This window comes from Nonomuraea sp. NPDC050790 (assembly GCF_044456745.1).
Lineage (GTDB): Bacteria > Actinomycetota > Actinomycetes > Streptosporangiales > Streptosporangiaceae > Nonomuraea.
In genome coordinates, this window is the sequence record NZ_JBITGF010000003.1 from 363,133 (window position 1) to 378,433 (window position 15,301).

General features: G+C 70.5%; 12 protein-coding genes. 5 read left to right on the plus strand and 7 right to left on the minus strand.

Annotated elements, in window-relative coordinates:
• Positions 1 to 14: 14 nt before the first annotated feature.
• Together trpS and ACIBEJ_RS16560 are read right to left on the minus strand one after the other, a co-directional pair.
• Complete coding sequence (gene trpS, locus ACIBEJ_RS16555; RefSeq protein ID WP_397183577.1) at positions 15 to 1,019, minus strand: tryptophan--tRNA ligase; 1,005 nt, start codon at positions 1,017 to 1,019, stop codon at positions 15 to 17.
• Positions 1,020 to 1,033: 14 nt separating this feature from the next.
• Positions 1,034 to 2,350, minus strand: coding sequence for a hemolysin family protein (locus ACIBEJ_RS16560; RefSeq protein WP_397183578.1), 1,317 nt, complete (start codon positions 2,348 to 2,350; stop codon positions 1,034 to 1,036).
• Between the two features lie 86 nt (positions 2,351 to 2,436).
• On the opposite strand from ACIBEJ_RS16560, the gene galE reads away from it, so the two are divergent.
• Complete coding sequence (galE, locus tag ACIBEJ_RS16565; protein WP_397183579.1) at positions 2,437 to 3,384, plus strand: UDP-glucose 4-epimerase GalE; 948 nt, start codon at positions 2,437 to 2,439, stop codon at positions 3,382 to 3,384.
• Positions 3,385 to 3,820: 436 nt separating this feature from the next.
• Here galE and ACIBEJ_RS16570 read toward each other — a convergent pair whose 3' ends face one another.
• The 3 genes from ACIBEJ_RS16570 to ACIBEJ_RS16580 form a co-directional block, all read right to left on the minus strand.
• Positions 3,821 to 4,612, minus strand: a complete 792-nt coding sequence (locus ACIBEJ_RS16570; RefSeq protein ID WP_397183580.1) for a hypothetical protein — start codon at positions 4,610 to 4,612, stop codon at positions 3,821 to 3,823.
• 124 nt (positions 4,613 to 4,736) lie between these two features.
• Positions 4,737 to 5,711: a malate dehydrogenase gene (locus ACIBEJ_RS16575; RefSeq protein ID WP_397183581.1), complete on the minus strand. Its 975-nt coding sequence runs from the start codon at positions 5,709 to 5,711 to the stop codon at positions 4,737 to 4,739.
• A gap of 54 nt (positions 5,712 to 5,765) precedes the next feature.
• Entirely contained in the window at positions 5,766 to 7,724 is a 1,959-nt protein-coding gene (locus ACIBEJ_RS16580) for a serine/threonine-protein kinase (protein WP_397183582.1), read from the minus strand.
• A gap of 123 nt (positions 7,725 to 7,847) precedes the next feature.
• Between ACIBEJ_RS16580 and ACIBEJ_RS16585 the strand changes: the two genes are divergently transcribed.
• Positions 7,848 to 8,963 carry a saccharopine dehydrogenase family protein gene (locus ACIBEJ_RS16585; protein WP_397183583.1) on the plus strand — a complete coding sequence of 372 codons (1,116 nt, stop codon included), beginning with the start codon at positions 7,848 to 7,850 and terminating at the stop codon, positions 8,961 to 8,963.
• Here the strand turns inward: ACIBEJ_RS16585 and ACIBEJ_RS16590 are convergent.
• The gene (locus tag ACIBEJ_RS16590; RefSeq protein WP_397183584.1) at positions 8,960 to 9,451 is read right to left on the minus strand and encodes a hypothetical protein; all 492 of its coding nucleotides are present in this window, start codon (positions 9,449 to 9,451) and stop codon (positions 8,960 to 8,962) included. The two genes, ACIBEJ_RS16585 and ACIBEJ_RS16590, sit on opposite strands and share 4 nt — an antisense overlap.
• 44 nt (positions 9,452 to 9,495) lie before the next feature.
• On the opposite strand from ACIBEJ_RS16590, the gene ACIBEJ_RS16595 reads away from it, so the two are divergent.
• The gene (locus tag ACIBEJ_RS16595; protein WP_397183585.1) at positions 9,496 to 10,914 is read left to right on the plus strand and encodes a TolB family protein; all 1,419 of its coding nucleotides are present in this window, start codon (positions 9,496 to 9,498) and stop codon (positions 10,912 to 10,914) included.
• Positions 10,911 to 11,846, plus strand: a complete 936-nt coding sequence (locus ACIBEJ_RS16600) for a hypothetical protein (protein WP_397183586.1) — start codon at positions 10,911 to 10,913, stop codon at positions 11,844 to 11,846. Before ACIBEJ_RS16595 ends, ACIBEJ_RS16600 begins: the two co-directional genes overlap by 4 nt.
• Here the strand turns inward: ACIBEJ_RS16600 and ACIBEJ_RS16605 are convergent.
• Complete coding sequence (locus ACIBEJ_RS16605) at positions 11,843 to 12,868, minus strand: polysaccharide deacetylase family protein (protein WP_397183587.1); 1,026 nt, start codon at positions 12,866 to 12,868, stop codon at positions 11,843 to 11,845. The genes ACIBEJ_RS16600 and ACIBEJ_RS16605 overlap by 4 nt on opposite strands.
• 190 nt (positions 12,869 to 13,058) lie before the next feature.
• Here ACIBEJ_RS16605 and ACIBEJ_RS16610 point away from each other — a divergent pair, with 190 nt between their 5' ends.
• Complete coding sequence (locus tag ACIBEJ_RS16610) at positions 13,059 to 15,266, plus strand: NADP-dependent isocitrate dehydrogenase (RefSeq protein ID WP_397183588.1); 2,208 nt, start codon at positions 13,059 to 13,061, stop codon at positions 15,264 to 15,266.
• Positions 15,267 to 15,301 lie beyond the last annotated feature (35 nt).

The following is a 15,301-nucleotide window of genomic DNA, read 5'->3' on the forward strand; positions in this document are numbered from 1 at the left end:
CGCGTCAGCTCCTTTTATGGGGTGGGGAGGAAGCCTACTTGGTCTCGGACTTGGGTCATGGTTTGCTGGGCTACCTCTCGGGCTCTCGCCGCGCCTATCGCCAGCAGCCTGTCCAGTTCCGCCTCGTCGCCCAGAAGCTTTTCGGTGCGTTCGCGGATCGGGGTGAACGCTTCCACCACCGCCTCGGCTACCTCCTTCTTGAAGGTGCCGTATCCCTGGCCTTCGAAGCGGGCCACCAGGTCCGGGATGGTGGTGGCGGTCAAGGCTGAGTGGATGCGTAGGAGGTTGGAGATGCCGGGCTTGTTGGTTTCGTCGAACGTCACCTCACTGCCCGTGTCCGTCACCGCGCGCATCACCTTCTTGCGCAGCGGGCCCGGCTGCTCCAGCACGTCAAGGATGCCTGCCGGGCTCGAGGAGGACTTCGACATCTTCGACGTCGGCTCCTGGAGGTCGGTGATCTTCTCGACCTCCTTGAGGATGTGCGGGGCCGGGAGGGTGAAGGTGTCGCCGTAGCGGTGGTTGAAGCGCTGGGCCAGGTCGCGCGTCAGCTCCAGGTGCTGCTTCTGGTCGGCGCCCACGGGGACGCTGTTGGCCTGGTAGAGGAGGATGTCGGCGGCCTGCAGGATCGGGTACGTGAACAGGCCCACGCTGGCCGCGCTCTCCCCGAACTTCGCCGACTTGTCCTTGAACTGGGTCATCCGGGCCGCCTCGCCCATCCCGGTCAGGCAGTTGAGCACCCAGGCCAGTTCCGTGTGCTCGCGTACGTGCGACTGCACGAAGACGGTGCTGCGCTCCGGGTCGAGGCCCGCGGCGAACAACTGGGCCGCGGCCACCCGCGTACGGCGGCGCAACGCGGCGGGCTCGGTCGGCACGGTGATGGCGTGCAGATCCACCACGCAGTAGAAGGCGTCGTGGGTCTCCTGCAACGTCACCCACTGGCGGACGGCGCCCAGGTAGTTGCCCAGGTGGAAGGAGTCCGCCGTGGGCTGGATGCCGGAGAGTACACGAGGTCTGGCCATAGCCCGCAATTGTGTCAGGTATCCCCACCCGGCTGCGACTCGATCAGGCCCGGTCGGCGTTTCACCCTGACTCGGGAGATACGCCGGCCGTCCAGGTCCGTCACGGTGAACTCGAACCCGGGGATCTCCACCGTCTCCCCCGTCCCGGGAACGTGGCCGAGCATGGCCATGACGAAGCCCCCGAGCGTCTCGTACGGGCCGTCCGGCAGCCGGATCCCGGTCTGGGCGGCGAAGTCGTTGAGGTTGGTCAGGCCGTCGATCTCGATCTCCCCGGCGGGCAGGATGACCGTGTCGTCCTCGACGTCGTACTCGTCCCTGATGTCGCCGATCAGCTCTTCGACCAGGTCCTCCAGGGTGACGATCCCGGCGGTGCCGCCGTACTCGTCGACGACGATGGCCAGGTGGTGTCCCTCGTCGCGCATCTCCGACAGCGTGCTCAGCACCCGTTTCGAGGCGGGTACGAGCTTGACCGGCCGGATCGGCACCAGTTCGCTGATGGGCTCGATCCGGCCGGTGAGCACGGGGTCGAGCAAGTCGCGTACGTGGACGAAGCCCAAGATCTCATCGTAGGACTCACGGAAGACGGGGAAACGGGAATGTGGCAGCGCCGCCACCAGCACGGCCGCCTCGGCCAGCGGCGTGTCGGCCTCCATGAACTCCACCTCGGTACGCGGCAGCATCACCTCCCGCAACTGCCGCTTGCCCGCGGCGAACACCTCGGCGATCAGGTTGCGCTCGTCGGTGGTCAGGTCGGTGTGGCCGACGACCATGTCCCGGAGTTCCTCGGTGGTCATCTGCTCCCGGTCGGCCTCGGGGTTTCCGCCGAGCAGCTTCATCACGCCGTCGGTCGACCTGGACAGCATCCAGATGATCGGCCGCGACAGGGTGGCGATCCAGTCGAGGAAGGGCGCGACGACGAGCGAGAGCCCCTCGGCCCGCTGTCTGGCCAGCCGTTTGGGCGCGAGCTCGCCGAGCACGAGCGAGACGTAGGAGATCGCCAGCGTCACCAGGACGAGGGCCAGCGCGGGCGCCACCGCCTTGGGCACGCCCCATTCCTCCAGCTTCGGCCACAGGGCCGCGCCGAGCCGGTCGGCGCCGAACGCGGCCGACAGCATCGTGGCCACGGTGACGCCGATCTGGACGGCGGACAGGAAGCGGTTGGGATCGCGCGCGAGCTTGGCCACTCGCTCACCGCGCCGTCCCTTCTCGGAGAGTTTGCGAACCTGGCTCTCGCGCAGGGAGACCATCGCCATCTCGGCGGCGGCGAAGAAGCCGCCCACGAGAATGAAGAGCAGGACCAGGGCGACGTTGGCCGCGACGGTGTCAAACATGGTGGTTGGCAGCGTACTCGGCGGCTTTCCCGCGTATGCTGAACGGCGAGCCGTACAAAATCCAACATATTTCACCAGGAGTACACATGAGGCTGTTGGTCACCGGAGGTGCCGGATATGTCGGCAGCGTCGTGGCGGCGCAGCTCGTCGAGGCGGGCCACGAGGTGACCGTGCTCGACGATCTTTCCACCGGGCATCGGGACGCGGTTCCGGCCCAGGCCCGGTTCGTCCAGGCGGACATCGCCGACGCCCACGACGCGCTGAAGGGCCAGGACGCGGTGCTGCACTTCGCGGCCAAGTCCCTGGTGGGCGAGTCGGTGGAGAAGCCCGAGCTCTACTGGCGCAACAACCTCGGCGGCACGCTCGCCCTCCTGGAGGCCATGCACGCCGGGGGCGTGCGCCGCATCGTGTTCTCCTCCACCGCCGCCACGTACGGCGAGCCGATCCACGACCAGATCCTGGAGACCGACCCGACCCGCCCCGCCAACCCGTACGGCGCGACCAAGCTCGCCGTCGACATGGCCTTGACCGCCTTCTCCGGCCTGCGCGGGCTGGGCGCGGTGAGCCTGCGCTACTTCAACGTGGCGGGCGCCTACGGCACGCTGCGTGAACGGCATGCCCCCGAGACCCACCTGATCCCCAACGTGCTCAAGGTCGCGACCGGCGAGCGCGAGGAGGTGCAGGTGTTCGGCACCGACTACCCGACCCCCGACGGCACCTGCGTGCGCGACTACATCCACGTCGCCGACCTGGCCACGGCGCACCTGCTGGCGCTGGAGGCGGTCACGGAAGGCGAGCACAAGATCTACAATCTGGGAAGCGGCGCCGGATTCTCCGTCAAGGAGGTCATCGACGTCTGCCGCGAGGTGACCGGCCACGCGATTCCGGCGAAGGTCGGGGCGCGGCGTCCCGGCGACCCCGCGGTGCTGGTGGCCTCGTCGGGGAAGATCCGTGCCGAACTGGGCTGGAAGGCGGAGCGGACCGACCTGCCGACCATCGTCGAGGACGCTTGGAGTGCGCTTTCCCGCATATGAGCCATGGCGGCCTGGGATCTGTGCTGTGATACCGAAATGTGAGGATGCTTTCACCTAGAGTGCTCTTCGTGGCACTCGTCGCAGGTGGCTGCACGCTGGCCGCGGCCGGGGTGGTGTTCGCGACGACACCCCCCACCCCGGCGCCCACCCCACCCCCCTGCCACGTCCAGGAAAACCTCACCCCGTGACAGATCCGGCCAACACCACACCCTGACGCGTCCAGACCGCGCCATCTGTACGCGTCCGGACCGCGTCATCCTCACCCGTCCGGACCACGCCATCCGTCCGCGTCCGGACCGCGCCCCCTCACGCGTCCGGACCGCGCCACCCTCACGCGTCCGAAAACCCGCAGCACACGTCCGGGGACCTCAGATCGTGAAATGTCCGGACAACGCCGCGACTTTCCCGGTGACGCCGTAACCGCTCCGGGAGTACCTCACAGCCTGGCCCGGTTGTCGGACGGGTTCCGGTCACCGAGGCGGCCGGAGTACACACCGGCGCGGGCGTCGACCTGACGACCGGCGGCCCGCAGCCTGAGCCGTACCCGGAGCTGCTCGCCGGGACCCAGCGCCCGCAGCCCGCACGCCACATACCCCAGCCGGGCCCGGCACCGAGCCCCGATCGCCGACACCAGCCGGGCGCGCCCCGTCCTGAGGTAGAGGCGAGCGTCCCTGACCATGTGCGGGCCCTGGTTGCGCACCAGCGCCGTCAGAGCGTACCTGCCGCCGCGGGCCGCCCGTCCCGACAGGCTCAGGCCCAGGTCGGCGCCGTCGTCCACGGCGGTCAGCAGGGTGGCGGAGTTGTCGCTGTCGTCGTCGTCGCGCACCTCGGAGGTGAGCGTGGCCACCGCCGTCATGGGTCCCTGCGCGTCCGGGCGGACGATGCCGGTGATCGTGACGCCGCCCCTGCCGCCCGGCCGGATGTCCTTGGGCGAGGTGCACACCACCTCGTTCGCGTTGACGCCCCGGTCGCAGGTGGCCACGTCCACGCTGACCACCCGCACACCCTCGGGCACCGTCACCCTGAGCACGGGCAGCACGGCGTCACCGGGCCCCGCGTTGCGAACCTCGGCCCGGTAGCTGATGGGTTGTCCCGGCTGGGCGACGGACGGCCGGGCGGCCAGCCGTACGGAAAGATCGGCGGCGCCCCACCCCGGACCCGCGTGAGCGAGACCAGGCACGCCCGCCACCACAACCCCCACGAACCCGGCGAGCATCTTGCGCCGCATGACCGACCCCCCGTGCAGTACGCCCTCAATTGAACGTGCAGCACCAGGTGATCATCCGCGCGACACGCGGTAGCGGGAAAAGCGAAAGGCGCGCGCCCGAGCCGGACGCGCGCCCAAGAGAGGATCAGATGAGCCCAAGCCCCTTGACCGCGTCCCGCTCCTCGGCGAGCTCGCGCACGGAGGTGTCGATGCGCTCGCGGGAGAACGCGTCGATCTCCAGCCCCTGGATGATCTCCCACTTGCCACCCGCGGCGCGGACGGGGAAGGAGGAGATGAGCCCCTCGGGCACGCCGTAGGAGCCGTCGGAGACGATCGCGGCGGAGGTCCAGTCGGTGCCGTTGACCCAGTCGTAGACGTGGTCGATCGCGGCGTTGGCCGCGCTCGCGGCGCTGGAGGCGCCACGGGCCTCGATGATCGCGGCGCCGCGCTTGGCGACGGTCGGGATGAAGGTGTCCTTGAGCCAGTCCTGGTCGACCTGCTCGGCCGCGACCTTGCCGCCGACCTCGGCGTGGAAGAGGTCGGGGTACTGCGTGGCCGAGTGGTTGCCCCAGACGGTCATCTTCTTGATGTCGGTGACCGGAACCTGGAGCTTGGCGGCGAGCTGCGACAGCGCGCGGTTGTGGTCGAGGCGGGTCATCGCGGTGAAGCGCTCGGCCGGGACGTCCGGGGCGTTCTGCTGGGCGATGAGCGCGTTGGTGTTGGCCGGGTTGCCCACGACCAGGACCTTGATGTCGTCGGCGGCGTGGTCGTTGATCGCCTTGCCCTGCGGGCCGAAGATGCCGCCGTTGGCCTCCAGCAGGTCACCGCGCTCCATGCCGGCCTTGCGCGGCATGGCGCCGACCAGCAGGGCGACGTTGGCGCCGGAGAAGGCGACGTCGGGGTTGTCGGTGATCTCGATGCCCGACAGCAGCGGGAAGGCGCAGTCGTCGAGTTCCATCGCGGTGCCCTCGGCCGCCTTCACCGCCTGCGGGATCTCCAGCAGGCTCAGCTTCACCGGGACGTCGGCCCCGAGGAGCTGCCCCGACGCGATGCGGAACAGCAGCGCGTAGCCGATCTGACCGGCGGCACCGGTGACGGTTACCTTGACGGGCGTGGCCATGGCCTTCCCCTAACTCGCAGGATGAATCATTGACTTTCGGATGTTACCCGGTCGTCATCCGCAGGGTTCCATCTCGGTCGGGTTCAGCTCGGGTTTGAACTCCACGTTTCCGAAGTGCCTGCTCAGGAGCTTCTTGATGGTGCCGTCGCGCTGCAGGCCGGCGATCACGCCGGAGACGGCCTTGCACGTCCTGGCGTCGCCGCGTTCCATGCCGACGGCGTAGCGCTGGCTGTTGAGCCTGGCTCCCAGTACGGCGAAGCGCATGCTCGCCTCCCGGTTGGCGAACCCGGCCAGCAGCAGATCCTCACCGGGGACGGCGTCGACCTCGCCGCTCTTCAGCATGTCCATGCACTGGGCGTAGTGGTCGGCGCGGACGGGCACGACCTCGACCCGATCCTGCACGCTGCGCACCGACGGGCTGCTGGGCGCGCAGAGCTTCTTGCCCTTGAGGTCGGCCAGCTTCTTGGCGGTGCCCGCGGGGACCAGCACGTCGTGGTGGGCGACGTAGTACGGCCCGGCGAACAGCACCTCCTCGTCGGGGTCGATCGAGTAGGTGGCGACCACGAGGTCCACCCGGCCGTCGGCCAGGGCGTTGGCCCGATCGAAGCGGCCGACCTGCACGTACTTGACGTCCTTGGCCCCGAGCGCCTTCGCCGTCAGCCCGGCCAGGTCCACGTCGAAGCCCTGGAACGATCCGCCGCTGCCCAGGCTGATGCCCGGCAGGTCGCCCTTGACGCCGATGGTGAGCTTCCCGGTCTTGGCGATCTTGTCCATCACCGAGGTGAACGGGCCCGGCTGGGGCGGCTTGTTCCCGCCGTTCACCTGCTGGCCCTGCTGCTGCTCGCCGAAGGCGACCGGCCAGTCGTTGAGCACGGCCAGCACGGCGGCGGCGGCGAGCAGCACGAGCGCCACGGCCACCGCGATCCAGCGGCCGGGCAGGTTGCGCCGCGCGGGCTGCCGCATCGGCGTCTCCGCGGCATTCCCCCGGACCAGCCCGGACAGCGCCGAAGGCTGCGCCGGGACCTGGGTCGGGGGCTGCGTCGGCGGCTGGGTCGGGGGCTGGGTCGGGGGCTGCGTCGGGTGGCCTGGGGCCTGTCGGGCGGGCGCGTCGGCCAGCGTGGTGCGTACCCGGGTGAAGGGGGTGGTGTCGTCGCCGGCCACCTCGGCGCCCCGCGACAGCACCGCGGTGGACGCGCCCGCGGTCTCCGGCTGGCCCAGCAGGCGCAGCAGCAACTGGTCGGCCGTGGGGCGGGCCTGCGGGTCCTTGGCCAGCGCCGAGGCGACCACCCCGCGCAGCGGCTCGGGCATCGCGCTGACGTCGACCTCGTGATTGAGGATGCGGTTGAGCACGACCGCGATCGAGCTGCCCTCGAAGACCGTGACGCCGGTCGCGGCGAAGGCGATCGTCGCGCCCCAGGAGAACACGTCGGTGTAGGGGCCGACGTCGTCGCCGGCGATCTGCTCGGGCGCCATGTAGGCGGGCGTGCCGATGGCCCGGCTGGTGATCGTGCCGGTGGAGTCGATGATGCGGGCGATGCCGAAGTCGACGACCCTCGGGCCGTCGGCGGCGATGAGCACGTTGTCGGGCTTGAAGTCGCGGTGCACGATCGAGGCGTGGTGGATCGCGGTCAGCGCGGTGGCGGTGCCGATGGCCAGCCGGTCGAGCGCGGTGCCGCGCAGCGGGCCGTCGTTGTCGACGACCTCGCGCAACGGCAGGCCGTCGATGTACTCGCTGGCGATGTAGGGCGTGTTGCCGTCGAGGTCGGCTTCCAGGACGCGGGCCGTACAAAAGGAGGCGACCCTCTCGGCCGCCTTAAGCTCGCGCGCGAAGCGGGATCTGGCGATCGTGTCACCGCTGAACTTGATGTGCAGGAGTTTGATCGCCGCCCGCTCGTCCTGCTCGTTGACGCCCAGGTAGACGATGCCCTGGCCGCCCTCGCCGATGCGGCCGGTCAGCCGGAACGAGCCCAGCTGCTCGGGATCGCCGGCGACGAGCGGCGCGATCTGCGGCATTGACCATCCCCACGTGTATACAAACCCCAACGAGGCAAACTGTACGACGCTCATGAAGCTCTCAGGGAACCGTTAACCGTTCGTGACGTCGCGAACCGTTCTCTGGAATGACATTCTGTCGCCATGCACGACATCGTCCTGTTCGGCGCCACGGGTTACACAGGAAAGCTCATCGCCCGCTACCTTGCCGGGGTCGAGGGGCTGAGCTGGGCGGTCGCCGGCCGCGACCGCGAACGGCTGGAGGCGCTCGGGCACGGCGTGCCCGTCCTGGTCGCCGACGTGAACGACGCCGCCTCGGTCGCCGAGGTCGCCCGCCGGGCGCGCGTGGTCGTCACCACCGTCGGCCCCTACCTGCGCTACGGCGAGCCGCTGGTCGCCGCCTGCGCGCAGGCGGGCACCCACTACGTCGACCTGACCGGCGAGCCGGAGTTCGTAAACCTCATGTACCTGCGCCACCACGAGCGCGCCGCCGCCTCGGGGGCGAAGATCGTGCACGCCTGCGGCTTCGACTCCATCCCGTACGACCTCGGCGTCCTTTACACGGTCCTGGAGCTGCCGGAAGGCGTGCCGCTGAAGGTCAGCGCGTTCCTGCGGGGCGGCGGCCGGCCGTCGGGCGGGACGTTCCACTCGGCGGTGACGGCGATGTCGCGGGTGCGGCAGATGGCCGCCACGGCCCTGCGCCGCCGCGCGGCAGAGACCCGTCCCGCCGGGCGTTCGGTGGACGTCCTGCCCGGCCCGCCGAGGTTCGTCGGCGGGTACGCCCTGCCGATGCCCACCATCGACCCGCAGATCGTGGGCCGCTCCGCCTGGGCGCTGGAGCGCTACGGCCCGGACTTCACCTACCGCCAGTACATGACCGTCCGCCGCCTGCCCGAGGCGCTGGCCATGGCCGGGGGCGCGACGGCGCTGGCCGCGCTCGCCCAGCTCCGTCCCACGCGGGAGTGGCTGCTGAACCGGATCACCCCGGGCGAGGGCCCCACCCTGGAGCAGCGGGAGAAGAGCTGGTTCAAGCTGACGTTCCTCGGCGAGGGAGGCGGTACGCGCGTGGTCACCGAGGTGTCCGGCCGCGACCCCGGATACGGCGGCACGGCCAAGATGGTCGCCGAGGCGGCGTTGTGCCTGGCCTTCGACGACACCCCCCAGGTCGCCGGCCAGGTGACGACGGCCGCGGCGATGGGCGAACCGCTCATCGGGCGGCTGCGCCGTACGGAGGCGTTGTCCTTCTCGGTGAGGTCCTAGCAGCCCTGCTGCCTGAAGAGCTGGTTCCACTCGCCGGAGACCGGGGACGTGGTCACCTGCCCGCTGCCCCACCACGCCGACACCTCGAAGACCACCGGGGCCCGCTCCTGCGCCGCCTTCCCGCAGTCGGTGTACTCCACGAGGAGTTCGACCACGACCTCGCCGCCCGCGGGCACGACCTTCGGCAGCGCGGCCCCGGCGATCCTGAACCCCTCGGCCCGCGCCGCCACTCCCGTCAGCGTGATCGGGTAGGGGGACTCGTTGAAGACGCTCCGGGTCACGGTGTCGATGCGGCCGTGCACCCTGCCCAGGTCGTCGGCGACGAGCCGGCCCGAGGTGGTGCCGCCCTCGTAGGACGTGATCCGCGGGATCGACCCCCAGACGAAGACGAGCAGCAGCGCCAGGATCGCGCCGATCAGGGCCGGCCAGCGCGGGCGCACGGCCGCCGCCGACGGATTGAGGCGGTCGAATACGTCACTCGGGATCACGTCGGTATTCTGCTAGCTTTTCCACCTATGACGAAAGACCACCTTTGCTGATACTCGCGGCTATTGGTGCTTTAGCCGTCATTTCTGGTTTAGCGCTCAGCGCGCGCTCCCTTCCACGCGCGAACCTGGATCGTTTCGCCCGGCGCCACCGGCTGACGATCACGCCCTACAACGGCGACGGCACCATCGCCTACCTGCGCGCGGTCCGCTCCTGGCGCGGCGCCGGACTGGCCGCCGGTGGCGCCCTTTCCTTCTTCTTCCTGGGAAATCTGAATTTCCTCTTTCTGCTCTATGGCTGGCTCGCCGGCGTGCTCGTCTCCGAGATCCAGCTCGCCGCCACCCGGCCGAGGTTCTCCGGCGAACGGCTCCGCCTCACGCCCACGGCGCTGACCGTCGCCTGGCGGCTGTCCGCGCTGGCGTGCTGGGGCGTCGTGGCGTGGCTCGTGGTCCGGTCGTTCTCCGGGGAGATGGCGGTGCTCGACCGCGTCTGGGTGGCGATTCCGGCTTTGGTGCTGCTGGCCGTACATCTGGTCCTGTGGGACCTGCACAGGCGCGCGGTGCCCGCCGGGACCAGCGACCTGGTCGGCGCCGAGTTCGCCGCCCGGATCAGCTCCGCCCGCACGCTGATGGCGTTCGGGATCGTCGCCGCGCTCCTGCCCGCGGGCGGTCTCCTGTACGGCCTGCGCACACCACCGCCCGCGCCCCCGGCGAGCTTCCAGGCGTTCGCGGACCCGATCCGGTTCGCCTGGCTCGCGAGCGACCCCACCAGGTGGGAACTCCAGCAGGAGCCCGGCAACATCTCCGCGTACCGCGACGCCGACACCAGCGGCCCCCTGGCCATCAGCGGCGACGGCAACCACCTGGTCTACCTGCAGCTCGGCACAGGCCGGCTGGTCCACCGCGACCTGCGCGGCACCCGCGTGCGCGAGCTCGACGGCACCGGCGAGGTCCTGCTCTCCCACGACGGCGCCTACGCCGCGGTGGGCACCACGCTCGTCCACACGCCCACCGGAGCGGCCACGCCGCTGCCGGGAGTGGCCCGCGTGATCGGCATCGGCGGCGGCAAGGTCGCCGCCACCACCGGCCGCCGCACCCTGCCGGGCGCCCCCGCGACCGAACTCGTCGTCTTCGACGTGCGGGGAAAGGTCCTGTCCCGCGCGCCCTTCGACCCCTCCCTCGACGTACGGCTCTCGCCCGACGGCGGCACGCTCGCCGTCGTCACCCAGGCCGACGTGCTGACCATGGACCCGGAGACCGCCGGGGTGCGCACCCGCGAACCGCTGAAGCTCAACGGCCCGAGCGCCGAGTCCGCCCTGCTCGGCTGGTCGGCGGACGGCCGGCGGCTGGTCCTGCGCGCCGACCAGGACGACGTCCACCTGGTCGACCCGCGGACCGGCACGGCCAGAAAACTGCAGGAGTCGCCGGAACCCGGCCAGACCGTGGTCGCGGGGAGGCTCACATGATCCGCAGAGGGCTGGCCGCGGGCGCGCTCGTGCTCGCGGCCTGGGTCTCGCTCCCCGCGTGGCAGCAGGACGGCAGCCTGCCGATGGTGCGGAGCATGCCGGGCCCCACTGCTCCGCCGTCCCCCGCGACCGAGCTCCGGGGCCCGGCCCCGGCGCCCGTCCGCTACGCCTACCAGCCCCTCTGCCTCACCAGAAGCGACCACTGCATGCGCTGGCGCCTGGTCTCCACGCGCGGCGAGGAGTGGTCGCTGCCCGGCGCCAACGGGGAGGAGACGCTCGCGCTCAGCGCCGACGGCACCCGCGCCGCCTACCCACGCGGCGAGGGCCTCGTCCTGCACGACCTGCCGACCGGAAAGATCACACCCCTGCCCGTGACGGGCGAGCAGCCACTCTTCTCCCCCGACGGCCGCCACCTGGCCGTGGGGCGCCAGGTGGTGAACCTGGCGACGGGCCGCGTACACCGGCTGGACGGCGAGGCGCGTGGCTGGACCTCCAGCGGCGTGGTGACCTCGGCGGTCGAGCCCGACGACCGCACGCCGGGCCGGGTCAGCGTCACGGTCTTCACCGTCAGCTCGCCCCAGGGCGAGAAGCGGCGCTCGTTCACCGTGCCGGGAGACCTGTCGGCCAACGGCGCGCTCTCGCCGGACGGCCGCACGCTCGCCACCCTGGCCAGGGAGGCGCTGCCCGAGTCCGTGACGACCACGGGCATCGTGCTCACCGGCGAGAGCGCCCGCACGGTGACACCGCGCGTGCGGGACGGCTGGACGATCACCACGATCCTGCGCTGGACGGGCGAGAACACCGTCCTGGTCGAGCTGCGCGGCCCGCTGAACGGAGCCGCCTACGAGGTCCTCGACCTGGCCACCGGCCGCCCGCTCCCCGGGCGCGTCGAGGAGCGGGGCCTGGCGACCGTCATCGGCCGCCTGAACTAGTAGGGCAGCGCCCGACCGGTGAAGTTCTTGCGCAGGAACGGCGCCTTGAACTTGGGGAAGGCCACGGTGTTGACGTCGCCGTCGGAGGTGAAGCGCATGTCCGGGTTGTTCTTGAGCCAGTCCAGCCACGCCGTCGAGCAGAACTGGGAGCAGTCGCCCTTCTTGTCCATCGCCTTGATCCGCGGGATCCCGAGCGGGTCGAACGTCTTGGTGTACGGCGCGGGCGCGGGCGTGTACCCGGCCAGGAAGACGCCGCTGTGGTTGTAGGGCCCGTCGCCGCCCTTGCCGCGCAGCGCCCACTCCTTCTTACGCGGCTGGCTCCCGTACGGCAGGGCCAGCGTCACCGGATCCTGGGCGGCCATCGAGTGGACCTGCTGCCGGATGGAGGCGATCTGCTCGGCCACCTCCTTCTGGGAGCGGGTGCCGAGGTTGACGTGGTCGCGCGTGTGGTTGCCGATGTCGAACCCGTTGTCCTTGAGCCAGAGCAGCGTCTGCGCCTGCTCCTCCTTCACGGACTTGCCGAACATGTCACGCGTGACGTAGAAGGTCGCCACGGGACGGAAGCCGGGGTTCTTGGCGGCCACGTCGCGCAGGATGGCGACCGCCGTGTCGGCCCTGGGGACGCCGAGGTCGTCCAGGGCGAGCTGGGAGGGCGAGGAGTCGTCGAAGGTGAGCACGACGGGGTGCTTGCCGGCGGGGATGCCGATCTTCCCGGTGACGTACTCGGCGGCGGTGATCGGCACGTAGCCGTCGCGGACCAGCCGCTCCAGGTCGGCCCGGAACTTCTCCGGCGTCCTGTCGTCGTCGGAGCCGGGGTCCTTCACGATCCGGTGGTACATCAGCACCGGGACCTGGCCCAGTTCGTTGGCCTTCACCTTGGCCGCGGCGGCGGCCTTGGCCTGCTGTGCCTGCTGCACCTGCTTGGCGGCGTCGGCCTTGCTGACCGTCTGCACGGCCGGCTGCGCACCGCATCCGCCGACGATCGCGCCCACCGCGACCAACCCGAGAACACCCAGACGCATCGGGAACCTCCCTCATGACGCGATCGTCAATTACGCCCTGTGACTTCCCCATCGCTGGGCGGAACCACTCCGGAACCCTCCAAAAGAGATCACCAAGCCGGGGACCCGAGGCGGCCACGGCCAGGTCGCGGGCGGAGCGGCCACCGGATATCTTGATGTCAAGCAATCTCAGACGTGGAGCGGACATCCGGTGACTGATTCGACCATCATTTACACGCACACCGACGAGGCCCCAGCGCTGGCCACGTACTCGTTCCTGCCGGTGATCCAGGCGTACGCCGCCAAGGCCGGAGTGCGGGTGGAAAGTCGGGACATCTCGCTGGCCGGGCGGATCATCGCCGGCTTCCCCGAGCGGCTCACCGAGGCCCAGCGCATCGGCGACGCCCTGGCCGAGCTCGGCGAGCTGGCGAAGACCCCCTCGGCGAACATCATCAAGCTGCCCAACATCTCGGCCTCGATCCCGCAGCTCAAGGCGGCCATCGCCGAGCTGCGCCAGCAGGGCTACGACCTGCCCGACTACCCCGAGGACCCGAAGACCGACGAGGAGCGCGACATCCGCGCCCGCTACGACAAGGTCAAGGGCAGCGCCGTGAACCCGGTGCTGCGCGAGGGCAACTCCGACCGCCGTGCCCCCGCCTCGGTGAAGGCCTACGCCAAGGCGCACCCGCACAGGATGGGCGCCTGGTCGCCCGACTCCAAGACCGACGTGGCGCACATGACCGCCGACGACTTCCGCTCCTCGGAGAAGTCCGCGATCCTGGCCGAGGCCACGGAGCTGCGCATCGAGCTGGTCGGCGACGACGGCGTCACGACGGTGCTGCGCGAGTCCGTACCCGTGCTGGCCGGGGAGATCGTCGACAGCTCGGTGATGCGCGTGGCCGCCCTGCGCGAGTTCCTCACCGCGCAGATCGCCCGCGCCAAGGCCGAGAACGTGCTCTTCTCCGTCCACCTCAAGGCCACGATGATGAAGGTCTCCGACCCGATCATCTTCGGCCACGTGGTGCGCGCCTTCTTCCCGAAGACCTTCGCCCGGTACGGCGAGGCCCTCGCGCAGGCCGGTCTCACCCCGAACGACGGCCTGGGCGGCATCCTCAGCGGCGCGAGCGACGAGATCAAGGCGTCGTTCGAGGCCGAGCTGGCCGAGGGCCCGGCGCTGGCCATGGTCGACTCCGACCGCGGCATCACCAACCTGCACGTGCCGAGCGACATCATCGTCGACGCCTCGATGCCGGCGATGATCCGCCAGTCCGGCCACATGTGGGGCCCCGACGGCAACGAGGCCGACACGCTGGCCGTCATCCCCGACAGCAGCTACGCCGGCATCTACCAGGTCGTCATCGACGACTGCCGCGCCCACGGCGCCTTCGACCCGGCGACGATGGGCTCGGTCCCGAACGTCGGCCTCATGGCGCAGAAGGCCGAGGAGTACGGCAGCCACGACAAGACCTTCGAGATCCCGGCCACCGGCACCGTGCGCGTGGTGGACGCCGCCGGCGAGACCGTCCTGGAGCACGCGGTCAGCCAGGGCGACATCTGGCGCATGTGCCAGACCAAGGACATCCCCGTCCAGGACTGGGTGAAGCTGGCGGTCTCCCGCGCCCGCGCCACCGGCGACCCGGCGGTGTTCTGGCTCGACGCGACCCGCGCCCACGACGCCAGCCTCATCGAGAAGGTCAACGCCTACCTGGCCGACCACGACACCAGCGGCCTGCGGATCGAGATCATGGCCCCGGTCGAGGCGATCGGCTTCTCGCTGGAGCGCATCCGCAGGGGCGAGAACACGATCTCGGTCACCGGCAACGTGCTGCGCGACTACCTGACCGACCTGTTCCCGATCCTGGAGCTGGGCACCAGCGCCAAGATGCTGTCGATCGTCCCGCTGCTCAGCGGCGGCGGCCTGTTCGAGACCGGCGCGGGCGGCTCGGCGCCCAAGCACGTGCAGCAGCTCGTCAAGGAGAACTACCTGCGCTGGGACAGCCTGGGCGAGTTCCTGGCGCTGGCGGCCAGCTTCGAGCACCTGGCGCGCACGACCGGCAACGCGCGGGCGCAGATCCTGGCCGACACGCTCGACCGGGCGACGGCGACCTTCCTCAACGAGAACAAGTCGCCGGCCCGCAAGCTGGGCTCGATCGACAACCGCGGCAGCCACTTCTACCTGTCCCTGTACTGGGCCCAGGAACTGGCCACGCAGACCGACGACGCCGAGGTGGCGGCGGCGTTCGACGGTCTGGCCAAGACGCTGGCCGAGCAGGAGAAGACGATCGCGGAGGAGCTGCTGGCCGTACAGGGCTCGCCGGTGGACCTCGGCGGCTACTACCAGCCGGACCCGGCCAAGGCCGCGGCCGTGATGCGGCCCTCGAAGACCTTCAACCAGGCGATCGAGAGCCTCCAGGCATGACCTGAAGGGCGGTGGGCTCCGGCCCACCGCCCTTT